Here is a 24,905-nt window from a genome sequence, read left to right as displayed (position 1 = left end):
CCTGGCATCTGCCTGGGCAGCAAGGGAGAGGGCTAGGGGGAGGTTTTGGCTGCGCAAGCGGGCGAGCAGGTGTTCGCGAGCAGTGGCACCGGGGTCTCGGCGACGTGTCGCACGACCCAGCGCTGGTGCAGCTCGGTCACGGGGCCGTCGCACACGCTGCACGCGCGGACGTGCTCGGTGCCGTGCGTGCCGGGGTCGAGGCGGGAGAGGTCGGTCGTGGGCGGCACCAGCACCGGGAACACGTGGCCGGCGTAGAGCGCGTCCGCGCTGACCCGGCTCTCGGCGAGGTTCCGGCAGCGGGTCAGCTCGTACGGGAACCAGTGCAGCCGGTGCGAGGTGTGCGGGTCGAACCGCCGCAGGCTCGTCATGGCACCGATCTCCGGCGGCACGCGGACCAGGTTCGACCCGCGCAGGTCCAGCACCTCGACCGCCGTCAGCTTCGCGATCGTGGGCGGCAGGGTGATGATCTGGTGCTGCTCCACGGGACTCAGCTCGCGCAACGGCCGGAACAACGCGCGCCCGTCTGCCGCGGCCTCCTCGACCACCTCCAGCAGGTGCAGCCAGCCCGGTGACGCCGGGTTCTGGCGGTCCGGGTGGAAGCGCACGAGCTGCCGGGTCCTGTCGACGCACCGGCACCCGTCCTCGGTCTCCCCCATGACGGGCAGGGTATCGCTGCCACCGTTCGGCCCGTCGGGATCAACCAGGTTGCCCTGCACGCCGAACGGCTAGGCCTGGGCCTGTGCGGCACGGCGGCGCGGGCGGAACCACATGGTGACGCCGGTGGCCATCAGCACGAACAACGGCAGCAGCGGCACGTACGACACCCACACCACCGAGCTGTCCACCGTCAGCGCGACCGCCGTGAAGACGACCGTGACCATGAAGACCATGCTCACGACGCGGTGGAACCGGCGCATCCGCTTGCTCATCTCGAACCTCCCAGTCGGGTGTTTGTCGAGGTCAACGGTACGAGCACGGGTGCGGTCCGCGCTTCTCGATTCCTGACCGGTCGTTCACGGGGAAATCAGGCAGGATGCGCGTGTCGATCGCGGCCGCTCCCGATCGACGTGCTGGTGAGAGCACACCGGAGCACCTGAGGAGAAGATCGATGCGCACCCTGATCGCCACCGCGTTCGTCTCGCTCGACGGCGTCGTCGAGGCCCCCGGCGGCGAGCCGGGCCACCGCAGCTCCGGCTGGACCTTCAAGGACATCGCGTTCGACGAGGCCGCCTACGAGATCAAGGGACGTGAGCAGGAGGAGGCCGCGGCCATGATGATGGGCCGGGTCAGCTACGAGGCGTTCTCCCCGGTGTGGCCGGCGCTCGACTACTTCCCGCGGTACAACGCGATGCCGAAGTACGTCGTCTCCAGCACGTTGGAGGAGGACCAGCTCGTCGGCAACTGGGGCGACATCACGATCCTGCGCTCCCTCGACGACGTGGCCGCGCTCAAGGAGACCGACGGCGGCCCGATCTCGATCCACGGCAGCGCGACGCTGAACCGCAGCCTGTCCGACGTCGGCCTGATCGACCGCTACCACCTGCTGGTGTTCCCGGTGCTGCTCGGCGCGGGCAAGCGGCTGTTCAGCGAGACCGACAAGGACAAGCAGCTGCTGACGCTGGTCGAGAGCGAGTCCTACTCCAACGGCATCCAGAAGCTGGTCTACGACGTCACGCGCTGACGCTCGCGCTCCGGCACGGCCACCGGTCGTGCCGGGGTGAGCTGGACCAGGACGATCGAGCCGATCAGCACCAGCGCGCCGATGAGCTGGAGCAGCGACAGCGTCTGACCGAGGAACACCAGCCCCAGCAGGGTGGCGACGAGCGGGCTGAAGAACCCCAGGAACGACAGCCCGATCGCCGGCACCCGGTCGGTGCCGCGGAACCAGACCGAGTAGGCGAAGAGCGACCCGAGCACGATCAGGTAGCCGAAGCCGAGCGCGTTGGTGCCGTTGATCGTGCTCGGCAGGCCCTCCAGCAGGAACAGGGCCGGCAGCAGCACGATCCCGCCTGCGGTGAGCTGCCAGCCGGTGAACAGCAGCACGTTGACCTCGGCCGGCCGCTGCCACCGCTTGGTCAGCACGATGCCCGACGCCATGCAGACCGCGCCGCCCAGCGCCGCCAGCACGCCGACGACGTCCAGCTGCGCCGTCGCCTTCAGCACGAGCAGCGCCACCCCCGCCGAAGCGGCCAGGCACGCCAGCAGGTGGGGGAGCCGGACGCGGTCGCCCAGCAGCAGCGCGGCGAGCACCAGCACGACCATCGGCTGCACCGAGCCGACGAGCGCCGCGACCCCGCCGGGCAGCCGGTAGGCGGCGACGAAGAGCAGGAAGAAGAACGCGCCGATGTTCAGCGTGCCCAGCACGAGCGCGCGCCACCACCAGATGCCGGTGGGCAGGATGCGCCCGAACAGCAACAGGATCAGCCCCGCCGGCAACGCGCGCACCACCGCGGCCAGCAGCGGCCGGTCCGGTGGCAGCAGCTGGGTGGTGACGAGGTAGGTGCTGCCCCAGATCATCGGTGCCAGCGCGGTGGTCGCCGAGTCCGCCAGCAGTCGGTTGCCCTTCATGGCACTGCCCCCGTCACTTGTCGGTGCCGAAGAACCGATCCCCGAAGTCACCGATGCCGGGCAGCATGTAGGCGTTCTCGTTGAGCCGTTCCTCGATCGCGGACGTCACGATCCGCACCCGCGGGTAGCGCGAGCACACCGCCTCGATGCCCTCGGGCACCGTGATGAAGGTGACGAACACGATGTTCTCTTCTAGCACCCCGTGGTCGAGCAGCACTTGAACCGCGGCCAGCGCGGTGCCGCCGGTCGCGAGCATCGGGTCGAGCAGCAGCACCTGGCGGGACGCGATGTCCTCCGGCAGCGCCGAGTAGTACAGCTTCGGCAGCTTGGTCACCTTGTCGCGCTGGATGAGGATCTTGCCGATCCGCACGCCCCTGACCACCGCCCGCAGCCCGGCCTCCATGCTCTCGCCCGCCCGTACGATCGGGACGCCGACGAGGTCCTCCGCGAACCGCAACCCGTGGTAGGTCGCGCCGACCGGGGTGGTGACGTCGCGCGGTGTGAACGGCAGCAGGTCGAGCCCGGCCTCCACGAGCAGCCGGATGATGCGTTCGGTGTAGAAGACGAACTCCTCGCGCGACACCTCGCGGTCGCGGACGATCGTGTGCATCGCGCGCAGCTGGTTGGTCTGCGGCAACAGGTGGACGTTCTTCTCGAGGTAGGCCTCGATGGAGATCACGGGCACTCCTTGGCAGCGGCCACGACCCCGGCGAACGAGTCGACGAGCCAGGTGGGGTTGGCGCTGAGCAGTTGTTCGACGCTGTGCACGCCGTAGGTCACGCCGATCGACGCCATCCCGGCGGCGTGCGCCATCAGCACGTCGTGGGTGGTGTCGCCGACCATCACCGCGTTCGCCGCGGCCACGTCCAGCGCGTCGAGCACCACGAACCCGGACGCGGGGTCGGGCTTCGGCGCGGGCACCTGGTCCGCGCCGACGACGACGGCGAAGTGCTCGCGCAGCCCGGCCGCGGTGAGCAGCGCCTCGGCGTTGGCGATGAACTTGCTGGTGGCCACGGCGAGCAGGACACCGCCGTCCGCCAGCTCCTCCAGCCCGTCGTGCACGCCGGGGAACACGAGCCGGGTGGCCATCGGCAGCACGATCCGGCGGAACGTCGACTGGTAGAGCTCCACGCAGTCGGCGGCCACCGGGTCGTCGGCCGCGACGCCCAGCAGCTTCGCGAACGCCGCCGGCAGCGGCAGCCCGATCGTGGACCGGATCGCGCCCGAGTCCGCAGTGGGCAGTCCGAGCTGGGCGAACACGGCGGCGAACGTCGTGACGATCCCGGTCGGGGTGTCGACCAGCGTGCCGTCGAGGTCGAACACCACGCAGCGGCGGCTCATCGGCTGAACTCCCTCGCGTGGGCGGCGGCCAGCTCGCCGGCGACCTCGGCGGTGCTGACCAGCACCGCGGTGTTCGCCTTGGCGGAACGGCCTTCCGTGGCGCGTTCGACGGCCTTCATCAGGTACTTCGTGATCGCCTGTCCGGTCACGCCCTCGCGTTCGGCGCGCTCGACCGCCTCGGCGATCACCGACTCGACCTCACCGCCGTCGATCGCGTCACCCGGTTTCGTGGGTGTGGTGACGAGGAACGAGCCGGGGCCGCCGAGCCGCCAGTGGTTCTCGACCGCGCGCGCCAGCACCGCGGGGTCGTCGATCCGGTGCGGGCTGCGGAACCCGCTGGAGGTGCAGTAGAACGCCGGGAAGTCGTCGGAGCGGTAGGACACGACCGGCACGCAGTGCGTCTCCAGGAACTCCAGGGTGAGCCCGAGGTCCAGGATGTTCTTCGCGCCCGCGCACACCACGGCGACCTTCGAGCGGGTGAACTGGATCAGGTCCGACGACACGTCCATCGTCCGCTCGGCGCCGCGGTGCACACCGCCGATCCCCGCGGAGGAGAAGAACTTCAGCCCGGCGAGCTCGGCGGCGATCACCGACGACGCGACGGTCGTGGCGCCCATGCCGCCGCGGGCCAGCACGATCGGCAGGTCCCGGCTGCTGACCTTCGGGATCTTCGGTGTGGACGCGAACCGCTCGATGTCGGTGTCGGTCATGCCGACGAGGATGCGGCCGCCGTCGATGCCGATCGTCGCGGGCACCGAGCCACCCGCGCGCACGGCGTCCTGCACGCTGCGGGCGGTCTCGGCGTTGTCCGGGTAGTCCAGGCCGTGCGTGATGACGTTGGACTCCAACGCCACCACGGGCTGTCCGGCGGTGATCGCCTCGGCCACTTCCTCGCTGTACACCAGGGGAATGCTCACGAACTACCTCCGATCGCCAGCGTGACCGCCTTGGTCACGGCCTCGATCAGCTCGGACATCTGCTCGTCGGTGAGCAGCACCGGCACGTGCGCGGCGGCGTGCAGCTCGACCTGCCGGCGCACCTGCGACTGGCCGATGGCGGTCATCAGCTCGTCGATGTCGGGCTCGCGCAGCAGGCTGTAGTGGTCCGCCTCCAGGTCGACGATGACGGGGGGCACTGCAGAGAAACCTTCGCTGCCCTCGATGAACGAGTAGTCGTCGCCCCGCGCCTTGAAGATGGTGATGGGCGCGGTGATCGTGCGTTCGGCGAGCTCGCTGAAGGTGTACTTGAAGGAGAACGTCTCGGTGACGATCCGGATGATCCGCCGCACCAGCTCGGGGTCGAGGTCGCGGAACTCGGCGCTGACGAACCCGGCGAAGCTCTCCTCGTCGCGCGCCACCTCCAGGCACCGCTGCAGCCGCGGGTCGGTGATGCTGCCCGCGAACACCGAGAACAGGATGGTCACGAACGCCCTGTTGTCGTACGCGGCCTCGTTGCTGTCGCGCTCGTCGCGGACTTTCGGCGAGCCCGGCGCGATCAGGAACAGGGTGCGCACCTCGTGCCCGGCCTGCTCCAGCTGGTGCGCCGTCTCGAACGCGACCCGCGCGCCGAACGAGTAGCCCCACAGCGTGTACGGGCCCTCCGGCTGGACCTTCTTGATCGCCTCGACGTCGGCGGCGGCCATCTCGCGGATGGTGCGGTACGGCGTCTCGCCCTCGTTGATGCCGTGCGCCTGCACGCCGTAGAACGTCTTCTCCGACTTGCTCGCCAGCGTGCGCAGGTTCATCGGGTAGCCGCCCAGACCGGGCCAGCAGAACACCGGTGCGCCGGTGCCGCCGGAGCTCATCGGCACGAGCCGGGAGATCGGTCCCTCGTGGACGCCGTCGACCCGGCGGGACAGCTGCTCGATCGTCGGCGACTCGAACAGCACCTGCAACGGCAGCGAGGTGCCGAAGTCCTTGTTGATCCGGTTGACCAGGCCGACCGCGATCAGCGAGTTGCCGCCGGTCTCGAAGAAGTCGTCGTGCGTCGACACGGTCTCGCGCTTCATGAGCTTCTTCCACAGCTCGCTGACGCGGCGTTCGGTCGTGGTGCGCGGGGCGACGAACGGGCGGTCGTTGTCGTCGGCGTTGGTCTTGTCGGACTTCTCCAGCGCCTTGACGTCGATCTTGCCGTTCGCGGTGACCGGCAACGCGTCCAGCACCACGACCTTGTTCGGGATCATGTAGTCGGGCAGGAAGTTGACCAGGTCGTCGCGGATCAGCTCGGCCGGTCCCTTCATGTGCACGACGTCCTCGTTCATGCCGGGGCTGCGCCGCTGGGCGTAGGAGACCTTGCCGCCCAGGAAGAAGTACGACGGGCCGGGCGCCTCACCGAGGTCGGCCAGCACGCCGTTGATGCGCTTGGCCGACGGCAGGTCGTTGCCGGACTTGGAGCTGTAGCCCGACGACATGAAACCGAGGTCGACGTCGTTGGCGGACAGCCGGTGCATGGTCCGGCCGAGGTCGACGTACTCGCGCCACGGCTCGGTGGTGCGGCTGACGACCGTGACGCCGAAGCTGGCCCGCTCGTACACGGCCTGGTTGATGGCGATGACGTGCTTGCGCAGCACCAGCTCGTCCGAGACGCGCTCGAACTCGCCGTCGCGGTAGCGGTACTGGCCCGCGGGCAGGTCCGCGACCTTGCCGGGGTGGGTCTGGACGTAGACGTCGACGGCGTCGTCGGTGCGCGGGCCGGTGTGGGCGGTCAGCTGGAACGTGCCGAGGTAGTGGTCCTCGTCGGCAACGTCGAGCAGGTCCTTGATCTCGGGGGTGTGCGCGGCGGCCCGCAGGTCGAGGCCGTAGCCGGGCAGGACCTCCTCGAAGAGGCCGACCATGTGGCCGGTCTCGATCTCCAGGACCTCCTGGACGTTGTTCTGGTACACGCCCTCGATGGCGGCCCTCCGCCCGATGAAGTGCAGCTTGACCTGCGGCTCCTGCTCCTCGACCTGGGCGATCCGGACGAGCTGGTGGCGCAGCGGGTGGTAGTAGTACAACCCCGCCGGCAGGCCCGCGATGTGGTGCAGCTCCAGGTAGATCTGGGTCGCGTAGAGCGAACCCGGCGAGGCGTAGCCGTACTTGGGCAGCAGCCGCTGGTCGCTGTAGTGCGCGCCGAAGTAGCGCAGGATCTCGCCCAGCTCCGCGAACCGCACGGACTTCGGGTCCTTCGAGCCGGTCGCGTCGACCTGGCGGCCCAGCAACGCGGCGAGGTCGGCCGCGGTGACCGCGCCGCCCTCGTAGAACCGGTAGGACTTGCGCGAGAACACGACCTTGCGCTGCAGGCAGGACGCCTCCTCACCGGGCAGCTCGAACGCCTCGCGCCCGCCGAGGTCGTCGCGCACGCCGGGGTTCGACAGCTGCGCGCGGACCTGCAACCGGGAGGACTTCGACTGGTGGTGGGCACCGGAGTTGCCCTGGTCCATCAGCGCGGCTTCCTTGGGGTTCAGCTCGACGCACGCGATCAGGTTCTGGAACCCGGTGCGCTCGTCGGACTTCACGATGACCGCCGCGTTGCGCACCCAGTCGTGCGTCTCGATCGCGAGCCGGATCTCGTCGAGCTCCACCCGGTAGCCGCGCAGCTTCACCTGGCTGTCGGCGCGGCCGGCGAACTGCACGGTGCCGTCCGGGTTCTGCGTGACCAGGTCGCCGGTGCGGAACATGCCGTCCACGAACCGCTCCGCGGTCAGCTCCGGCTGGTGCAGGTACCCGCGGGCGACCTGGAGGCCGCCGATGTGCAGCTCGCCGATCTCGCCCAGCGGCACCATGTCGCGGTTCTCGTCGAGCACCAGGTAGGTGGTGTTCGCGGCCGGCGCTCCGATGGAGATGGACTTGGGGGCGTTCGCCAGCTGCGCCGGGTCGACGGTGAACGACGACGAGTTGATCGTCGTCTCGGTCGGCCCGTAGAGGTTGACGAGCTGCGTGTCCGGCATGGTGGCGGTCGCGCTGACCGCGAGCGTGCGGGACAACGCCTCACCGCCGCTGAAGATCTGCCGCAGGCTCGTGCAGGTGTGGAGCTCCTCGGTGTCGATCAGCGCCTGCAGCAACGTCGGCACGCACTGCAGCGTGGTGACGTCGTGCTCGCGGATCGTGCCGATCAGCATCTCGGGGTCGCGGTAGATGCCGGGCCGTCCCATCACCACCGTGCTGCCGACCGCCGGTGCGAGGATCTCCCACTGCGCGGCGTCGAAGCTCATCGGCGTCTTCTGCACCACGCGCTTCGTGCCGTCGATGCCGTGCGCGTCGTGCAGCCACAGCATCTGGTTGACGATGCTGCGGTGCTCGATCATCACGCCCTTGGGCTTACCGGTGCTGCCGGAGGTGTAGATGATGTAGGCGAGGCTGTCGTGCGCGGGGCTGAAGCCGTCGTCGAACGCCTCGTCGCAGTCGGCGAGCGTGACGATCCTGGTGCCGCTCGGCGCGAGCTCCGCGAGGCGGGCCTTGAGCTCCGGCTGGGTCAGCACGACGTTCGTGCGCGAGTGCTCGATCATGTACCGCAGGCGTTCCTCCGGGTACTCGGGGCTCAGCGGGAGGTACGCGCCACCGCTGCAGAGGATGCCCCACGCGCCGACCACCAGGTCCAGCGACGGTTCGACGAACATGCCCACGCAGTCGTCGGCCGTGATGCCCAGTCTGCGCAGGTGCGTCGCCAGCGCGGAGCTCTGCTCGAACAGCTCGCCGTAGCTGAGGCTGCTGTCGCCGAACACCACGGCCGTGCGGTCGGGGTGCTCCTCGACCTGCTTGCGCAGCAGGTCGGGCAGGCACCCGCCGTCGCGCTGCGTCCCGTCGACTGAAGCTGCGTTCGGCATGCGAGAAGCCCCCAAGGCGTCGGTGGTGACCAATGGGTACGAGAGCCCAGTGCGGTGGAAAACGTACGAACGGCGCCTCGAATCCGTCTGGAGGACGTGCCGAGACGAGGCCGTCACGGCACGTCGGGCCCAGGGTCGTTCCACTGAGGACGGTCGGTCCGGCCCGCACGGGCCGGTGAGGGGCGTCAGGCCGACCTGGAAGGCGCGGTCATCGTCCACTTCGGACTGCGTCGAGCGCCTGCCAGGTGAGCCGGCGCAGCTCGTCGAGGTCGCCGCCGCCCTGGCGCAGCCACACCGTGCTGGCCGCGTCGAGGCACGCCAGCAGGGTCGCCACGACCGCCTCGCCGACGAGGCCGGCCGGGGCGCCACCGGTGCCGACGCGGCGTTCGACCTCCGGGGCCAGCGCCTCCTGCCAGCGCAGGTGCTTCTCCAGGTGGGCGGCGCGCAACGCGGGGGTGGTCGCGACCAGCCGCCCGATCGCGGCGCCGCGTTCGGGGCTCGTGTGCTCGCCGATCACCTCGAACGCGTGCGCCAGCGCCTCCCAGATCGGCTCGTCGTCGGGACGCGCGCGCAGCGCCGCCAGGATCACCGGCCCCTGCTCGGCGAGGTCGCCGAAGACGATGTCCTCCTTCGAGCCGAAGTAGCGGAAGAAGGAGCGCCGGGAGATCCCGGTCGCCGCCACCACCTGGTCGACCGTCGTCTCCTCGAAGCCCTGCTCCAGGAACAACGCCAGCGCGGCGTCCACGACCTCCTCCTGGACGCGGCGGCGGGTGCGGTCCCACAGGCGCTCTGACATGCCGCCAACCCTAGTGCCGTGGCGCACTCCTGGCATCTGGTGCTAGGTTGACACTTGATGCCAGGGAGGCCCAGAAGTGACAATCGACTACCGAGGCGCTCGCGTCCTCGTCACCGGTGCCAGTGCCGGGATCGGTGCGGAGTTCGCCCGTGAGCTCGCCCGCAGGGGCGCTGACCTGGTGCTGGTGGCGCGCCGGGCGGAGCGGCTGGAGGCACTGGCCGCCGAGCTGAAGGGTGTCGAGGTCACCGTGCTGCCGTGCGACCTCACCCAGCCGGACGCCGTGCCGGAGCTGGCCGCCGAACTGCGGGCCCGCGGGCTCACGCTGACCGGGCTGGTCAACAACGCCGGGTTCGGCACGTACGGGCCGTTCGCGCAGGAGGACGTGGAACGGCTGCGCACCGAGATCGCGCTCGACGTCTCCGCGGTGGTCGAGCTGTCCAGGACGTTCCTCGGCGAGCTGGTGGCGTCCGGGCGCGGGGTGCTGGTCAACGTCGCGAGCATGGCCGCCTACCACCCGACGCCGCGGATGGCGGTCTACGGCGCGGCCAAGGCGTTCGTGCTGAGCTTCACCGAGGCGCTGTGGCAGGAGCACCGGCGCAGCGGCCTGCGGGTGCTCGCGCTCTCACCCGGCGCGACCGAGACGGAGTTCTTCGCCGTCGCCGGCGAGCAGGCCTCGGGCGGTGCGCGCAAGGTCGGGCCGGAGCTGGTGGTGCGCACGGCGTTGCGGACGCTGGACCGGCGCAACCCGCCGCCGAGCATCGCGGTCGGGCGGGCGAACCGGGTCCTGGTCAGCTTGTCGCGCCTGGTCAGCAGGCGGCAGGCGGTCAGGGCGATGGCCGCGCTGTCGGCCTGAGGCTCAGGTGCCCTGCGGCCAGGCGACGGTTCCGGTGCGCGGCAGCCTTTTCACGACTGGTGGTTGTGCACCGACGTGCCCGCCCTGGTCGCGTCCCGGCCCCAGTTCGCGAGCAGCTGCAACGCCTCCGCGGACGCCGAACCCGGTTCCGCGTGGTAGGTGGTGAAGAACAGCTCCGGCTCGCTGGGCATCCGCAGCGTCTCGTACGCCAGTGTCATCTCGCCCACCAGCGGGTGCCGCAACACCTTGGTGCCGAAGGACTTCTCCTTCACGTCGTGCTTGGCCCACAGCTTGCGGAACAGCGCGCTCTTCAACGACAGCTCGCCGACCAGCGCGGCCAGCTCCGGGTCGTCGGCATAGCACCCGGCGTCCATCCGCAGGAAGGCGACGACGTCGGCGGCCTTGCTCTGCCAGTCGGCGAACAGCTCCTGGTAGGAGGGGTGCAGGAAGATCAGCCGGCCCCAGTTGCGCTCGCGCGGCTCCAGCTCGGACCAGTCGCCGAACAACGCCGCGGCCATCGGGTTCCAGGCGAGGACGTCCGAACGCCGGCCGCCGATGTACGCGGGCACGCCGACGTTGTCGAGCAGGTGCTGCAACGCCGGGCGCACGTGCGAGCGCTGCGCCTTCTTCTTCGTGCCGGTGCGGCTGCGCGTGAGGTTGCGCAGGTGCGCGTGCTCGGCGTCGGACAGCCGCAGGGCGCGGGCGATCGAGTCCCAGACCTCGGCCGAGACGTTGCGGCCGTTGCCCTGTTCCAGCCGCGTGTAGTACGCGACCGAGACACCCGCCAGCTGGGCCAGCTCCTCGCGGCGCAGACCGGGGACGCGGCGGGCGCGGCCGAACCGCGGCAGCCCCACGTCGTCGGGTGACAGCCGCGCCCGGCGGCTGCGCAGGAACTCGCTCAGCTCGGTGCGTGGGTCCACTGTCATGCCCCGAGTATCCCTGACCTGCGTGAACCGTGCCTGCTACTGCCAGTGGTAGGCACAGCGGACGTACGAAAACCAGGTGTCTGGGTAGCGACCGGCGACCGGGGCAGTGTTCTCGGTGACACGACGAGACGAGGAGAACCTGATGAGCACCGTCGCTGCCTACGCCGCTGCGGCACCCAAGGCACCGCTGGAGCGCACCACGATCGAGCGTCGCGCCGTCGGCGCGCACGACGTCCTGATCGACATCAAGTACGCGGGCATCTGCCACTCCGACATCCACCAGGTCAACGAGGGCTGGGGCGAGGCCATCTTCCCGATGGTCCCCGGCCACGAGATCGCGGGTGTCGTCGTCGAGGTCGGCTCCGAGGTCACCCGGCACGCCGTCGGCGACCGCGTCGGCGTCGGCTGCATGGTCGACTCGTGCCGCGAGTGCGACTACTGCCTGCGCGGCCTGGAGCAGTACTGCGCCAACGGCAACACCATGACCTACAACGCCATCGGCCGGGATGGTCAGGCTACCCACGGCGGCTACTCGCAGCAGATCGTGGTCGACGAGAACTTCGTCGTCCGCATCCCGGACGCCCTGCCGCTGGACGTGGCCGCGCCGCTGCTGTGCGCGGGCATCACGCTGTACTCGCCGCTCAAGCACTGGGGCGTGGCCCCCGGCAAGAAGGTCGCGATCGTCGGCCTGGGCGGTCTCGGCCACATGGGCGTGAAGATCGCCGCCGCGCTCGGCGCCGAGGTGACCGTGCTGTCGCAGTCGTTGCGCAAGAAGGACGACGGCCTCAAGCTCGGTGCCCACGACTACCGCGCCACGAGCGACCCGGCCACGTTCTCCGAGCTGGCGGGCCGGTTCGACGTCATCGTCTCCACGGTGTCCGCGCCGCTCAACCTCACCGCCTACCTCGGCCTGCTCAAGACCGACGGCGCGCTGGTCAACGTCGGTGCCCCCGAGGAGCCGGTCTCGATCAACCTGTTCGGCCTGCTCGGCGGTCGCAAGACCCTCGCGGGCTCGATGATCGGCGGCATCGCGGAGACCCAGGAGATGCTGGACTTCTGCGCGGAGCACTCCCTCGGCGCGGAGATCGAGCTGATCACCGCCGAGGAGATCAACACGGCCTACGACCGGGTGCAGGCCAGCGACGTGCGGTACCGGTTCGTGATCGACGCCGCCACGATCTGACCGGCATCTGCGAGTACCGAGCCTTTTCCATCCTCATGATCGGGTGCGTTGTTCGAGGGTGACCTGAGCAGCAAGGAGGGTGCGGGGGCGGGCAAGACTCCCGGCCGGAGGCGCTCAGGCCGGCGCGCACTGAACCCCGGCGTCCTCACCCCAGCCGGTCGCACGGCAGCACGAAGAACCAGCCCGCCGGCTCGTGCTCCAGCCGTGCCTCCGGCGCGTTCGCCGCGCACTGCGCCCGGCCCTGTTCCACGCTCGCGTCCCACGGCACACCGCGCAGCACCGTGCCGGGCTCCTGGAGGTGTCCGATGATGCTCGACACCAGCAGGATGCCGAGCACCCACTGCCCGGCCCGCACGGCGAACCGCTGCCACGCGGCCGGAGGCGCCGCGTCGAGCCCCACCGCGACCGCTGTGAACAGGAACAGCACCGGCGCGACGCTGTAGCGCTGCCCGGCGAGCACCACGCCCGGCTGCTGCACCTGCAGCGCCGCGCTCCAGTTCAGCACCAGGCTCAGCCCGATCAGGAGCACGCTGCAGCAGGTGGCGACCGCGGCCAGCGCCCGTCCGGCGCGGTCGCCCCACCACAGCGCGGCGAGGACGGGCAGACCGGTCACCAGCAGCGCGCCGAGGACGACCAGGTTGCCGTGCGCGGGGTAGAAGAGGCCGAGCCGTTCCGACCCGGTCAGCGCCACCACCGGCACCCGCAGCAGGGCCGCGAGCAGCACCTGCACGGTGTCGACCGGGTCGTGCGAGTACGGCGTGCGTTCAGCGGACAGCACCACCGCGCCCTGCACCAGCGCACCGGCCAGGAACACGACCGGCACCTCCCGGCGCGGCAGGAACAGCCGTACGAGCGCGATCGGGACCAGCAGGAGGACCAGCGGGCTCGACAGCGTCGCCAAGACCACGAACACCGCGACCGGCACGCGCGGCGCGGTCCGCCACAGCAGCGCCCAGAACACGCCGTACAGCAGGAACCAGTGCAGGTTCGCCATGTTGTTCAACGTCTCGGAGTTGCCCGCCGGCACCACGACCACGAGCGCGGCCAGCACGAACCGCAGCGCCGCCGACCGCAGGTACGCGCCGGACGCCGCGAACGTGACGAGCGCGACGACCGCCCGCAGCACCGCCGCCGCGACCGCGAACCCGGCCGCCGTCCACGGCAGCGGCAGCAGCGCGACCAGCTCGGCCACCAGCCGGGGCAGCACGTGCAGGTAGCCGCCGTACGGGTCGACCAGGTTCTGCAGCGCGGGGGAGCGGAGGGCGTCGACGGCGAACCGCGCGCCGTCCTCGGCCCACAGGTGGTCCAGGCGCGCCCAGCCGGCCGGGACGAGCAGCAGGAACGCCACCGAGGCCAGGAAACCGGCCACGTACCCGGTGACGGCGCGCCCGCCCTCCGGTTCGGGGAACACGCTGTCCGCGAGCGCCAGCGGTCTGTCCGTCGTCACCGTCACTCTTGTCCCCCATGTCCGAATTCAGGGGTGAAGGTACCGGTCAGCGCGCGGCGAGGTCCTGGTGGCGTTCGTAGCGCTCCCACTGCTCAGCGGACACCTGCTTGACCGCCGACGAGTTGAGGGTCGCCACCTCCACCGAGCCGATCACCCACAGCTTGTTCTCGAGCAGCAGCCCGACGACGCCTTCTGGGTTGGCGACCGCGGGCGCACCGGCGGGCACCTGCGCCGCGACCTTCAGCTGGTCGACGCCGACCGGGCGGTCCGGCAGCACGGCGCGGGCGAACTTCTCCGCGACCGAGCGGCGTTCGAACCGCACGACCTTGCCGCCCATGACCACGTCGACCGTGCGTTCCGGTGACGGCAGCGCGAAGCCGTTGAGCGCGCTCGCCTCGTCCGCCGTGGTGCAGCCCTTGAGGCCGACCGCGTCGAGGCCGAAGCGGATGATGTTCGTGGGCGCGTTCCCGGGACCGTCGACCGTGGACCGCAGCACGTCCAGCGCCACCCGGCCGCACGGGTCGGCGCCGTTGACCGGTGCGTGGCCCTGCGGCGTGCGCACCAGGCCGGGGCCCTCGCGCCAGATGCCGGGGATGAGCACCGGCTTGAACGGGTGCCGGGTGAAGTCCTTGTTCCAGAACGTCACGGTCGTGCCGTCGTCGGTGGAGTGCGCGATGGCCCACGTCGAGGCCGCGTCGATCCACATCCAGTCGGCGCTGAACGCCTCGACGACCGACCGGGTGCGCGGCTTGTTCGTCGCCGGCACCGGCTGGAACCCGGACTGGCCGAGCGCCTCGACGCCGGTGGCGAACGTCGGGTCCTTCGACCGCAGCACGTACTGGCCCGCGCCGTTCTGGTGCGAGGCGAGGCCCGTGGTGTCGGTGAACATCAGGTACACCCAGCCGTCGAGGTAGACGGCGGACTGCTGGCCGGCGCCGTAGGTGTTCTCCCGGATCACGTCACCGGCCGGCCCGATGATCGACTGGCCGTTGTTCGCACGTGACCAGCTCAGGCCGTCCGGGCTGGTGGCGACGCCGACGGAGCTGCCGTTCGCGTGGTTGTCGCGCGCCGCCCCGGTGTAGTACATGTAGTAGGTGCCGCCGATCTTGATCAGCGACGGGTCGCACGTGTGCATGGCGTCGAAGCTGGTGCCGCTGCCGGAGAACACCGGGACCGCGGTGCTCATCGGCCCGTCCAGCGCCCCGCCCTCGCTGTAGAGGACGTCGTCGCCGCCGGGGGGCGCGGCGCTGAGCTGGCTGCACCACCACGCGCGCACCTTGCCGCCTTCGAGCATCACGGCCGGCCCGTAGTTGTACGGCGCGTCACCGGAGCCGGCGATCACGACACCGGGGCTCTGCCGGGCGTTCTCCGTCTTCAGGTCCAGCTGGTTCCTCGGCGGTGGTGCCTTGCGCGTCGCGCCGGTCTGCGTCGGCCTGCCCTCGCTCGTGACCGCTACGGGGTCGCCGGCGGCCGCATCGGTGCACGCGGTGACCGCGCCGAGGAGCGCCAGCGCAGCGAGCAGCGGAAGAGGTCGGCGACTCAGGGGCACGCACCCATCATAGTGATCAAGTCCTCCAGACGGGTGAAGAACCTGGTAGCGGGCTGTTTCCCGCCCGGCCGGTCCACCTGCGGTTAGCGGGTGCGAGGCCGTGTTCCGCGGGCAACGCCGCTGCGCAACACCGTGATCCGGACGGCCTGCGGGACCACCGGGTGCGCAGCGGGGTTAGCCGGGAGCCGCGCCGGTGTGCCAGCGTGGCTCCCATGTCGTTGCCAGAGCCGGTGGTCCGCGCCGACGCGACCGACCACTACGACCGGGTGCTGTCCTGCGGTCTGCTGCCGTCCGATGCGCTTTGCCTCACCGCGGTGCGCGGCCTGTCCGTCGGCGAGGCACTGCGCCGCTTCGACGGCCTCCCCGGCGAACGCAGGGCCGACCTGGGCGAGGTGAACGCGCGCTCCGGTGGCGCTCACCCCGACGAGCTGCCGGTGGTCCTCGCCGACGAGGTGGACGGCTGGGTGCTGCTGGTCGAGGACAACGGGTGGCACGGTGCGGACCGGGAGGTGCTGGAACGCCTGTCCGCCGGCACGGTGGCGGCCTCGGCTTTCTGGAACGTCAATCTGGTCAGCAATTTGAGCCTCGCGCACGACGGTGAGCTGCTCGGGGCGTTCGACTTCGTCCTGCGGCAGGAACGGCCCGCCGCGCTCGTGCCGTACCTGGAAGGCCTGGAGTTCGACGACGCGCACCGCATGTGCGCGGAGTCGCTCGCGTTCGTGGAACGGGTGTCGGGCGTGCGGCTCACCGAGCAGTGGGCGGCCGGACCGCACTTCGCGTCCGTGGTCGTCGACCTGCGGCGGTTCCGGCCCAGTGATCCCAGGCAGTGGCTTGACGTCAACGAACCCGGCCTGCTGGCGTGGGCCACCACCGCACGGGAGGCTGAGGTCCGCGCCGCGGCCGAGGAGGTCGCGCGCACCGCCTGCGCGGCGGCGGGTGTCGAACCCGAGGCCACGGTCGACGACGTGCTGCGGGACCACCGGCGGGTCATGGAGCTGCGCTGGGACCGCGCCGCACCACCGGACCCGGACCTCGACCCGGTCGCCCGCCTCCAGGCCGCGGTCCGTCAGCGCGACACCGAACCCGTGGCGGAACGCGAGGTCGAGGCGCGGGCCCACGCACGGGCCGCTGTCGTCGCACTCCGGGCGGACGACCCGCTCGCGGCTCTGGCCGGCGCCCGCTACAACGCCCACCGGGCGCTGCGGTTGCGGCAGCCACGGCCTCGGGTGCCGCCGCAGCACGCCGGCTGACCCCGGACACGCCGGTGCCCCCTGGCCGGAGTCGGCCGGGGGGCACCGGGTGTGGTGGGAGCGATCAGCCGTTCTCGGGCTGGGTGACACCCTCGTGGACGTCGTAGCGGTCCGCGTTCATGACCTTGTTCCACGCGGCGACGAAGTCAGCGACGAACTTGTCGGCGGCGTCGTCACTGGCGTAGACCTCGGCCACGGCGCGCAGCTCGGAGTTCGAGCCGAACACGAGGTCGTTGCGGGTCGCGGTCCAGCGCACCGCACCGGTGGCGCGCTCGCGGCCCTCGAAGTTCTCCTCGTCCTCGGTGACCGACTTCCACTCCGTCTCCATGTCGAGCAGGTTGACGAAGAAGTCGTTGGTCAGCGTCTCCGGCTTGGCGGTGAGCACACCGGCCGTCGAGCCGCCGTGGTTCGCGCCGAGCACGCGCAGGCCGCCGACCAGCACGGTCAGCTCCGGCGCGGAGAGGCCGAGCAGGTTGGCCTTGTCGATCAGCAGGTACTCCGACGGCAGCGGGTTGGCCTTGCTGCCGAAGTTGCGGAAACCGTCGACCTTGGGCTCCAGCACGGCGAACGACTCGGCGTCGGTCTGCTCCTGCGTGGCGTCGGTGCGGCCGGCGAGGAACGGGACCTCGACGTCGCGGCCGGCGGCCTTGGCGGCCTGCTCGATCGCCGCGGCACCGCCGAGGACGATCAGGTCGGCCAGTGAGACCTTCTTGCCGCCGGTCGCGGAGCTGTTGAAGGCCTCCTGCACGCCTTCCAGCGTGCGCAGGACCTGCGCGAGCTGGTCGGGCTCGTTGACCTCCCAGCCGCGCTGCGGCTCTAGGCGGATGCGGGCACCGTTGGCGCCACCGCGCTTGTCGCTCTGGCGGAACGTGGAGGCCGAGGCCCACGCGGTCTTGACCAGCTGCGAGACGGACAGGCCGGTCTCCAGGACCTTCGCCTTGAGCGCGGCGACGTCCTCGGCGGAGATCAGCTCGTGGTCGCGGACCGGCACGCGGTCCTGCCAGAGCAGCTCCTCCTGCGGCACCTGCGGGCCGAGGTAGCGCTGGATCGGGCCCATGTCGCGGTGGGTCAGCTTGAACCACGCACGCGAGAACGCCTCGGCGAACGCCTCGTGGTCCTCGGCGAACCGGCGCGAGATCGGCTCGTAGACCGGGTCGACCCGCAGCGAGAGGTCCGTGGTCAGCATCATCGGCTGGCGGTTGAGCGTGCCGTCCTCGGGGTCGGGCACGGTGTTGGCGCCCGCGTCGCCCTTCGGCTTCCACTGGTGGGCGCCGGCCGGGGACTTGGTGAGCTCCCACTCGAACTCGAACAGGTTCTTGAAGAACAGGTTCGTCCACTTGGTCGGCTGCTGCGTCCAGGTCACCTCGAGGCCCGAGGTGATGGCGTCGCGGCCCTTGCCGGTGCCGTGCGTGCTGATCCAGCCGAAGCCCTGCGCGTCCATCAGCGAGCCCTCGGGCTCGGCGCCGACGAGCGACGGGTCACCGGCACCGTGCGCCTTGCCGAAGGTGTGGCCACCGGCGATCAGCGCGACGGTCTCCTCGTCGTTCATGCCCATGCGGCCGAACGTCTCGCGGATGTCGCGGGCGGCGGCTAACGGGTCCGGGTTGCTGTTCGGGCCCTCGGGGTTGACGTAGATCAGACCCATCTGGACCGCGGCCAGCGGGGACTCCAGGTCGCGCTCACCGCTGTAACGGGTGTCGCCGCCGAGCCACTCGGTCTCCGGGCCCCAGTAGACGTCCTCGTCCGGCTCCCACACGTCCGCGCGGCCACCGGCGAAGCCGAAGGTCTGGAAGCCCATGGTCTCCAGCGCGCGGTTGCCCGTGAAGATCATCAGGTCGGCCCACGAGACCCTGCGGCCCCACTTCTTCTTGACCGGCCACAGGATGCGGCGGGCCTTGTCCAGGTTGCCGTTGTCCGGCCAGCTGTTCAGCGGGGCGAAGCGCTGCATGCCCGCGCCCGCGCCACCGCGGCCGTCGTGCGTGCGGTAGGTGCCGGCGCTGTGCCACGCCATGCGGATCATGAACGGGCCGTAGTGGCCGAAGTCGGCCGGCCACCAGTCCTTCGACTCGGTGAGCACGGCGTCGACGTCACGCGCCAGCTCGTCGAGGTCGACGGTCAGGAACTCCTTCGCGTAGTCGAAGTCCCCGCCCATCGGGTTGGCCTGCACGGGGTGCTTGCGCAGGATCCGCAGGTTGAGCTGCTTGGGCCACCAGTCGCGGTTGCCACCGCCCTCGGTGGGATGGCTGCGCCGGCTGTGCGCGACGGGACAGCCGCCGGCCTCCTCCTCGTTCAGCTCGCTCACCTTGGCGTCAGTGCTGTCTGACACAGGAATCCTTCCGGGTGTTCAGGAACTCTTCGCGGCGGTCGTGCACTCGGGGCAGGTGCCCCAGTAGATGACCTCGGCCTCGTCGATGACGAAACCGTGGTCGTCGGACGCGTCCATGCACGGCGCGTGGCCGACGGCGCAGTCGACGTCGGCGATGGCGCCGCAGGAACGGCATACGACGTGGTGGTGGTTGTCCCCGACGCGGGCCTCGTAGCGCGCTACCGATCCCTGCGGCTCGATCCGCCGCAGCAGTCCTGCTCCGGTCAGCGCGCGGAGCACGTCGTACACGGCCTGGTGGGAGACCGCGCCGAGGTTCTGGCGCACGACACCGATGATCGAGTCCGTGTCGGCGTGCGGGTGGGTGTGCACCGCGGACAGCACAGCCATCCGCGGAGCCGTCACCCGCAGTGACGCTCCGCGCAACATGCGCTCGAATTCGGAAGCCGTGGGCACGAACGCCACCCTGCCCGCTTTTCTGGAATGAGTCAAGTTATTGAGTGATGTCAGACAATCGCCGGACGCCCTCGACCAGCGCGTGCTCCGGTGCGCCCCCGTAGGTCAAACGCAGGAAGTTGCCGGGCGGTTCAGCCGCGAACCACGGCCGTCCGGGGAAGACCACCACGTCACGGGCTGCGGCGGCGGTCGTCAGCTCCACGTCGTCGAGCCCCTCCGGCAACCCCACCCACAGGTGCAAGCCGCCCGACGAGGGCGCGACCGTGAAGTCGGGCAGGTGCGTGGCGAGCGCGGTCCGCAAGGCGTCCCGCCTCGACCGCAGCGACTGCTGGAGCGAGCGCAGGTGCCGGCGCCACGCCGGGGACGTCACGAAGTCGATCGCCGCCTCCTGCAACGGTCCCGCGACGTACAGGTCCTGCCGCGACCGGGTGGTCCGCAGCCGCCGCCCGGCCGGTCCGCGCGCGCCGATCGCCGCGACCCGCAGCCCCGGTGCGGCGATCTTGGTCAGCGAGCGGACGTGCACGACGTGGCCGTCGGTGTCCTGCGAGGCCAGTGTGGGCGGCGCCGTGCCGTCGACGGTGAAGCCGCGCGCCCAGTCGTCCTCGACCAGGAACGCCCCGGCCGCGGCCACGATCCGCATGACCTCGGGCCGTCGTTCGGCGGACAGCACGCCGCCGTGCGGGTTCGCGTGCAACGGCTGGCAGTAGAAGAGCTTCGCGCCCGTGTGCGCGAAAGCGGCCTGGAGCAGGTCCGGGCGCACCCCGTCCGCGTCGGCGGGCACCGGCACGACCTTCAGCCCCGCGTCCCTGGCCGCCGCGATGGCCCCGAGGTAGGTGGGCGACTCGACGAGCACCGTGTCACCCCGTCCGCCGAGCCCGCGGAACACCGTGGCGAGCGCTTCCTGGGCGCCCGCGCACACCGTCATGTCGCCCGCCCTGAGCTCGCCGCCCGCCTCCCTGGCGAACCAGGCGCGCAGCTCCTCCCTGCCCTCGACCGGCACCCGCCCCCACGCGGCCGGCCGGCGCGCGGCCCTGGTGAGCGCGGCGCCGAGCGCCTCCACGGGTTGCAGGTCCGGGTCGAGGTACCCGCTGGAGAGCTGGATGACCTCGGGCCTCGGCACCGCGACCAGGTTCGCCACCAGGTCCTCGCCCGGCCGTCCCTCGCCCAGCGCCACGGACTGCCACGACAGGTCCTGCCCGCCCGGCCCGCTCGCGCGTGCGGCGACGAAGCTGCCGCGGCCCGGCCGGACCTCGACGAGCCCTTCGGCCGCGACGCGCTGGATGGCCTGCTGCACGGTCGCCGGCGAGGCCCGGTGCCGCGCCATCAGCTCGCGCACCGACGGCATCCGGTCGCCCGCGCGCCCGGACCGTGCCGCCGCCCTCAGGTCCTCGATAACGCGCAGCGCTGCGTTATCCTCATTCATGAGAGCCAAGAGTAACGTTATCGTGCCTCCGGGGGTAACACTCGGCGCGCTCGCCGTGCTGGGCTTCAGCTACTCGTTGCCCGCGACCCGGCTGGCCGTGCAGGGACTCGACCCGTGGTTCGTCGCGTTCGGCCGTGCCGCCGGTGCCGCCCTGCTCGCGATCGGCTACCTCGCGTTATCGCGTGCGCCGCTGCCGTCGAGGGCGCAGGTGCGCCGTCTCGCCGTGGTCGCCGCCGGCATCGTCGTCGGCTTCCCGCTCTTCACGTCCCTGGCCCTCACCACGCAGACCTCCGCGCACGGCGCCGTCGTCATCGCCGTGCTGCCCATGTCGACCGCGATCTGGGCCGTCCTGCGCGCCCACGAACGCCCACCCGTCGCGTTCTGGCTCTCCAGCGGCGCTGGCCTGCTCGCCGTGCTCGCGTTCCTGGCGGCCGGCGGTGGTTTCTCCGGGTCGTTCGGCACCGCCGACGCGTACCTGCTGATCGCGGTCGTGGTGTGCGGCCTCGGCTACGCGGAAGGCGGCGCGTTGTCCCGCGAGCTCGGCGGCGCCCGCACGATCTGCTGGGCGCTGGTCGTCGCGCTGCCCGTGACCATCCCGGTCACGCTGTGCACAGCGGACTTCTCCCGTGCCACCGGCACCGTGTGGTTCAACTTCGGTTACGTGACAACGGTTTCGATGTTCCTCGGTTTCGTCGCCTGGTACGCCGCGATGGCCGCGGGCGGTGTCGCGAAGATCGGCCAGCTCCAGCTGGCGCAGCCGGTGCTGTCGCTCGGCTGGGCCGCGCTGGTGCTCGGCGAACCGGTCGGCTGGCCCGCGCTCGTGACCGCTGCGGTGGTGCTCGTGTGCGTGGTGCTGACGCAACGAAGCCGTGTGGTGTCAACGAAGTCCGTGCCGGAGCCGGCGGTCCGCTGACCGCCTGGGTGTCGTACCGCGGCCCTATACTGCACCCCTTCGGCTTTGGGGGTCGGCAGTGGCTACACCGGACGAGTTCCTGGACATCGCGGGCGCGCTCACCGAGGCGCACCGCTCGCAGGGGCAGCAGTACGACACCTTCCGCGTGCGGGGCAAGGTGTTCGGCTACTACTGGCCGCGCACGCGGACCGCCGGTCTGCGGCAGACGCTGTCCGAGCAGCAGGCGCTGGTCGCCGAACGCCCGGACGTGTTCGAGGTGCAGTTCACCTCGGGCGGCTTCGGCTGGGTCGTGGTGCACCTGGAGGGCGTCGGGGCCGACGAGCTGGCCGAGCTGGTCTTCGAGGCGTGGCGGCTGTCCGCGCCGGAGGAGCTGGTCGCGCAGGTCCCCGACCTCGCGGGCGGTGTCCGCGCGGGCTAGCGGAACAGGATGCGGGTGATCTCCGTGTCGGTGGCGCGGCCCTCGTCGTAGCCGCCCTCGCGGCCGAGGTCGTTCATGATGGCCAGCGTGTACCGCTGGCCGGGGCCGACGAAGCCGACGGAGTTCATCACCCAGCCGCTGTCCTCCTCCGACCAGCCGTTCTTCGCGCCGGAGTCGGGGCCCCAGACGCCCCACTGCTGTTCGGGGCCGACGCCGCGCATCTGCTCGACGAGGTAGGCGCGGTCATCCGGGTTCACCTGGTCGAGGACGTGGTTGACCAGGCGGTCCAGGTCGTCGGCGGTGCACTTCTCAAAGCCCCAGTAGGGGAACGCGCTCGTGTAGCCGCGTTGGGCGACGAGGCCGGTCATGCCGTACCGGGGGAACGCGGCGTTGAAGGTCGTGCCGCTGTAGCGCTTCCACAGCGTGTCGGTCGCGTCGTCGTCGGAGCTGTGCAGCATCGCCGTCATCAGGCGGCGGTCCTCGCTGCTCAGGCGGATCTGGCCGGCGCGGTGGCGTTCGAGCAGGTTCACGGCCATCGCGAGCTTGATGGTCGAGGCCGTCCACACCTCGTCACCGGCGTGGTCGTTGCGCCAGACCACACCTTTCTCACGGTCGCGCAGGACGATGCCGACGGTGCCGGGCCGGGTCTCGGCGTACTGCTGAGCGGCCTGGATGCGCTGCTGGAACGCGCATTCGAAGCCGCTGTCGGGCAGCGGGCACGCCGGGGGCGTGGCCACGAGCGGCGCCGCGGCAGGGGTGTGGGCGGCGCCGGTCGGGGGAGCGGGGAGCGGGGTCTCGGCCGTCACGGCAGCGCCGCAGGCCGTCAGGGCGAGCGCGCACGCAACGAGGATCGGCCGGAGCATGAGCCGCACCCTAGACACCCGGCCAGGTGGCGTCGACCGCCGGACGGCAGACCGTCCGATCTGCGCGTTTTGTGGCTGAACCCGACTTCGAGTCAAAGATGTTTGACACGGTGTCGGGTTCGTTTTACCTTGGTGATGTCAGGTTTCTTTGACATCAGGAGCGGGACCGTGGCGGTGGAGGAGAAGCGCGCGTGGGCCATGGGGATCGTCGCCCTGGTCGGGTACGCGGTGTACGTGGTGCTGGTGCTGACAGGTGCCGATGGACGGCCGTTGGCCGAAGCGCCGTACGTCGGCGCGGCGTTGTGGACGATCGGGTCGGGGATCGTCGCCGGCATCGTGGCGGGCATCTGGTTCGGGATCGCGTCCCGGCGCGAGGGCGGGCTCCAGGTCGACGAACGGGACCGGGAGATCGGCCGGTTCGGTGACCACGTGGGCCAGTCGTTCGTGGTCATCGGCGGGATGTCCGCGCTGGTGCTCGCCATGGTGGAAGCGCCGCACTTCTGGATCGCGAACGTGCTGTACCTGGGTTTCGTGCTGTCGGCGGTGCTCGGCTCCGCGGCGAAGCTCGGCGCCTACCGGCAGGGCGTGCTGTGAAGCCCACGAAGGTCACGAACTCCATCCGCGCGCTGCGGTTCGCGCACGGCGAGATGACGCAGGCCGACCTCGCGGCGGCGATCGGCGTGACCCGGCAGACGCTGATCGCCGTCGAGCAGGGGCGGTACTCGCCCTCGCTGGAGGTCGCGTTCCGGATAGCGCGCGTGTTCGGAGTCCCGCTCGAAGAGGTGTTCCAGTACCCGGAGGAGGAGACGACGTGAAAGCCGTTGTGCAGCGAAGATACGGGTCGGCGGTGTTCGGTGACCTGGACGTACCGGTGCCGGGGCGGGGTGAGGTGCTGCTGGAGGTGCGGGCGGCGGGGGTCGACATGGGCACCTGGCACCTGCTCACCGGCCAGCCCTACCTGGTGCGCGTCATCGGGTTCGGGTTCCGCGGCCCGAAGTCGCCGGTGCCGGGCAGGGACGTGTCCGGTGTGGTCGCGGCGGCCTGCCCCGGCGTGAGCGGGTTCGCCGTCGGCGACGAGGTGTTCGGCACCTGCGACGGCGCCTTCGCCGAGTACTCCGTCGCCCCCGTCTCCCGGCTGGCGCGCAAACCGGCGGGGCTCTCGTTCACGGAGGCGGCCGCCCTGCCGATCTCGGGCGGGACCGCGGTGCAGGGCCTGCGCTCGGTCCAGCCGGGCCAGCGGGTCCTGGTGCTGGGCGCCGGCGGCGGCGTCGGGTCGTACGGCGTGCAGATCGCCCGGTCACTCGGCGCGCACGTCACGGGTGTGTGCAGCACGGGCAAGGTGGAGCTGGTGCGCTCGTTGGGCGCGCACGAGGTCGTGGACTACACGGTCGCGGACTTCACCGGAACCTACGACCTGGTGCTGGACTGCGGCGGGCACCGTTCGCTGTCCCGGCTGCGCAAGGCGGTGGGACGGCACGGCACGGTGGTGATCGTCGGTTCCGAGACGGCCGAACCGCTGTTCGGCGGGTTCGACCGGTCGCTGCGGGCCATGGCGCTGAACGCGTTCGTCCCGCAGAAGCTCGTCGCGCTGGCCTCCGCGGAACGCGCCGACGTCTTCGAGGAGCTCCGCGTGCTCGTCGAGGCGGGCCACGTCAGACCGGCCGTCGGCCGCACCTTCCCGTTGGCGGAGGCGGTCGAGGCGATCGAGCACGTCCACTCGCGACGGTCACCCGGCAAGGTCGTCGTCACGATCTGACCGCCGATCCCGCCGGTGGTCACGCGGTGCCGTCGCGCA

General features: G+C 71.0%; 24 protein-coding genes. 9 read left to right on the top strand and 15 right to left on the bottom strand.

Annotated elements, in window-relative coordinates; genetic code table 11:
- Positions 1–32: 32 nt before the first annotated feature.
- Entirely contained in the window at positions 33–656 is a 624-nt protein-coding gene (locus ACZ7CF_RS32710) for a leucine-rich repeat domain-containing protein (RefSeq protein ID WP_470371386.1), read from the bottom strand.
- 69 nt (positions 657–725) lie between these two features.
- On the bottom strand, positions 726–929 hold the full coding sequence (locus ACZ7CF_RS32705) for a hypothetical protein (protein WP_470371385.1): 204 nt from the start codon (positions 927–929) through the stop codon (positions 726–728).
- Positions 930–1,108: 179 nt separating this feature from the next.
- Here ACZ7CF_RS32705 and ACZ7CF_RS32700 point away from each other — a divergent pair, with 179 nt between their 5' ends.
- Complete coding sequence (locus ACZ7CF_RS32700) at positions 1,109–1,681, top strand: dihydrofolate reductase family protein (RefSeq protein ID WP_360397960.1); 573 nt, start codon at positions 1,109–1,111, stop codon at positions 1,679–1,681.
- Here ACZ7CF_RS32700 and ACZ7CF_RS32695 read toward each other — a convergent pair.
- The 6 genes from ACZ7CF_RS32695 to ACZ7CF_RS32670 form a co-directional block, all read right to left on the bottom strand.
- Positions 1,663–2,568: an EamA family transporter gene (locus tag ACZ7CF_RS32695; RefSeq protein ID WP_360397962.1), complete on the bottom strand. Its 906-nt coding sequence runs from the start codon at positions 2,566–2,568 to the stop codon at positions 1,663–1,665. The two genes, ACZ7CF_RS32700 and ACZ7CF_RS32695, sit on opposite strands and share 19 nt — an antisense overlap.
- A gap of 13 nt (positions 2,569–2,581) precedes the next feature.
- A complete protein-coding gene (gene upp / locus ACZ7CF_RS32690) occupies positions 2,582–3,247 on the bottom strand; it encodes a uracil phosphoribosyltransferase (protein WP_458434191.1) in 666 nt (221 codons plus the stop codon).
- Entirely contained in the window at positions 3,244–3,909 is a 666-nt protein-coding gene (locus ACZ7CF_RS32685; protein WP_360397966.1) for an HAD family hydrolase, read from the bottom strand. The genes upp and ACZ7CF_RS32685 overlap by 4 nt, the downstream gene beginning before the upstream one ends.
- A complete protein-coding gene (locus ACZ7CF_RS32680; RefSeq protein ID WP_360397968.1) occupies positions 3,906–4,826 on the bottom strand; it encodes a pseudouridine-5'-phosphate glycosidase in 921 nt (306 codons plus the stop codon). The genes ACZ7CF_RS32685 and ACZ7CF_RS32680 overlap by 4 nt, the downstream gene beginning before the upstream one ends.
- Positions 4,823–8,710, bottom strand: a complete 3,888-nt coding sequence (locus ACZ7CF_RS32675; RefSeq protein ID WP_470371384.1) for a non-ribosomal peptide synthetase family protein — start codon at positions 8,708–8,710, stop codon at positions 4,823–4,825. Before ACZ7CF_RS32675 ends, ACZ7CF_RS32680 begins: the two co-directional genes overlap by 4 nt.
- 208 nt (positions 8,711–8,918) lie before the next feature.
- A complete protein-coding gene (locus ACZ7CF_RS32670; protein WP_470371383.1) occupies positions 8,919–9,506 on the bottom strand; it encodes a TetR/AcrR family transcriptional regulator in 588 nt (195 codons plus the stop codon).
- 76 nt (positions 9,507–9,582) lie between these two features.
- Here ACZ7CF_RS32670 and ACZ7CF_RS32665 point away from each other — a divergent pair, with 76 nt between their 5' ends.
- The gene (locus ACZ7CF_RS32665) at positions 9,583–10,359 is read left to right on the top strand and encodes an SDR family NAD(P)-dependent oxidoreductase (protein ID WP_470371382.1); all 777 of its coding nucleotides are present in this window, start codon (positions 9,583–9,585) and stop codon (positions 10,357–10,359) included.
- 50 nt (positions 10,360–10,409) lie between these two features.
- On the opposite strand, the gene ACZ7CF_RS32660 is transcribed toward ACZ7CF_RS32665, so the two are convergent.
- Complete coding sequence (locus ACZ7CF_RS32660; RefSeq protein WP_360397976.1) at positions 10,410–11,285, bottom strand: helix-turn-helix transcriptional regulator; 876 nt, start codon at positions 11,283–11,285, stop codon at positions 10,410–10,412.
- Positions 11,286–11,427: 142 nt separating this feature from the next.
- On the opposite strand from ACZ7CF_RS32660, the gene ACZ7CF_RS32655 reads away from it, so the two are divergent.
- Positions 11,428–12,468: an NAD(P)-dependent alcohol dehydrogenase gene (locus ACZ7CF_RS32655; protein WP_470371381.1), complete on the top strand. Its 1,041-nt coding sequence runs from the start codon at positions 11,428–11,430 to the stop codon at positions 12,466–12,468.
- A 145-nt stretch (positions 12,469–12,613) separates the two neighbouring features.
- On the opposite strand, the gene ACZ7CF_RS32650 is transcribed toward ACZ7CF_RS32655, so the two are convergent.
- Both ACZ7CF_RS32650 and ACZ7CF_RS32645 read right to left on the bottom strand, forming a co-directional pair.
- Positions 12,614–13,915 carry a hypothetical protein gene (locus tag ACZ7CF_RS32650; RefSeq protein WP_470371380.1) on the bottom strand — a complete coding sequence of 434 codons (1,302 nt, stop codon included), beginning with the start codon at positions 13,913–13,915 and terminating at the stop codon, positions 12,614–12,616.
- A 46-nt stretch (positions 13,916–13,961) separates the two neighbouring features.
- Positions 13,962–15,464 (bottom strand): glycoside hydrolase family protein, encoded by a 1,503-nt coding sequence (locus ACZ7CF_RS32645; RefSeq protein ID WP_470371379.1) that lies wholly within the window; start codon positions 15,462–15,464, stop codon positions 13,962–13,964.
- 212 nt (positions 15,465–15,676) lie between these two features.
- On the opposite strand from ACZ7CF_RS32645, the gene ACZ7CF_RS32640 reads away from it, so the two are divergent.
- A complete protein-coding gene (locus ACZ7CF_RS32640; protein WP_470371378.1) occupies positions 15,677–16,714 on the top strand; it encodes a DUF6461 domain-containing protein in 1,038 nt (345 codons plus the stop codon).
- 64 nt (positions 16,715–16,778) lie between these two features.
- Here ACZ7CF_RS32640 and katG read toward each other — a convergent pair whose 3' ends face one another.
- The 3 genes from katG to ACZ7CF_RS32625 are packed head-to-tail and all read right to left on the bottom strand — an operon-like array spanning position 16,779 to position 20,916.
- A complete protein-coding gene (gene katG, locus ACZ7CF_RS32635; RefSeq protein ID WP_458434182.1) occupies positions 16,779–19,040 on the bottom strand; it encodes a catalase/peroxidase HPI in 2,262 nt (753 codons plus the stop codon).
- 18 nt (positions 19,041–19,058) lie between these two features.
- Positions 19,059–19,493 (bottom strand): Fur family transcriptional regulator, encoded by a 435-nt coding sequence (locus tag ACZ7CF_RS32630; RefSeq protein ID WP_360397988.1) that lies wholly within the window; start codon positions 19,491–19,493, stop codon positions 19,059–19,061.
- Between the two features lie 37 nt (positions 19,494–19,530).
- A complete protein-coding gene (locus ACZ7CF_RS32625; RefSeq protein ID WP_470371377.1) occupies positions 19,531–20,916 on the bottom strand; it encodes an aminotransferase-like domain-containing protein in 1,386 nt (461 codons plus the stop codon).
- Between the two features lie 22 nt (positions 20,917–20,938).
- On the opposite strand from ACZ7CF_RS32625, the gene ACZ7CF_RS32620 reads away from it, so the two are divergent.
- Entirely contained in the window at positions 20,939–21,829 is an 891-nt protein-coding gene (locus ACZ7CF_RS32620; protein ID WP_470371376.1) for a DMT family transporter, read from the top strand.
- A 58-nt stretch (positions 21,830–21,887) separates the two neighbouring features.
- Positions 21,888–22,247 (top strand): MmcQ/YjbR family DNA-binding protein, encoded by a 360-nt coding sequence (locus tag ACZ7CF_RS32615; RefSeq protein ID WP_458434180.1) that lies wholly within the window; start codon positions 21,888–21,890, stop codon positions 22,245–22,247.
- Here the strand turns inward: ACZ7CF_RS32615 and ACZ7CF_RS32610 are convergent.
- The gene (locus ACZ7CF_RS32610) at positions 22,244–23,110 is read right to left on the bottom strand and encodes a serine hydrolase (RefSeq protein ID WP_360397994.1); all 867 of its coding nucleotides are present in this window, start codon (positions 23,108–23,110) and stop codon (positions 22,244–22,246) included. The two genes, ACZ7CF_RS32615 and ACZ7CF_RS32610, sit on opposite strands and share 4 nt — an antisense overlap.
- A gap of 135 nt (positions 23,111–23,245) precedes the next feature.
- On the opposite strand from ACZ7CF_RS32610, the gene ACZ7CF_RS32605 reads away from it, so the two are divergent.
- From ACZ7CF_RS32605 to ACZ7CF_RS32595, 3 genes are read left to right on the top strand one after another with little or no spacing between them, the layout of a single operon-like run.
- On the top strand, positions 23,246–23,704 hold the full coding sequence (locus tag ACZ7CF_RS32605; RefSeq protein ID WP_470371375.1) for a hypothetical protein: 459 nt from the start codon (positions 23,246–23,248) through the stop codon (positions 23,702–23,704).
- Positions 23,701–23,925 (top strand): helix-turn-helix transcriptional regulator, encoded by a 225-nt coding sequence (locus tag ACZ7CF_RS32600; RefSeq protein ID WP_360397998.1) that lies wholly within the window; start codon positions 23,701–23,703, stop codon positions 23,923–23,925. Before ACZ7CF_RS32605 ends, ACZ7CF_RS32600 begins: the two co-directional genes overlap by 4 nt.
- Entirely contained in the window at positions 23,922–24,866 is a 945-nt protein-coding gene (locus ACZ7CF_RS32595; protein ID WP_470371374.1) for an NAD(P)-dependent alcohol dehydrogenase, read from the top strand. Before ACZ7CF_RS32600 ends, ACZ7CF_RS32595 begins: the two co-directional genes overlap by 4 nt.
- Positions 24,867–24,905: the final 39 nt, after the last annotated feature.

This window comes from Lentzea sp. NPDC036955 (genome assembly GCF_055608005.1).
Note: the sequence above shows the minus strand (reverse complement) of the source record. Positions and strands in the feature narration are given on the sequence as shown.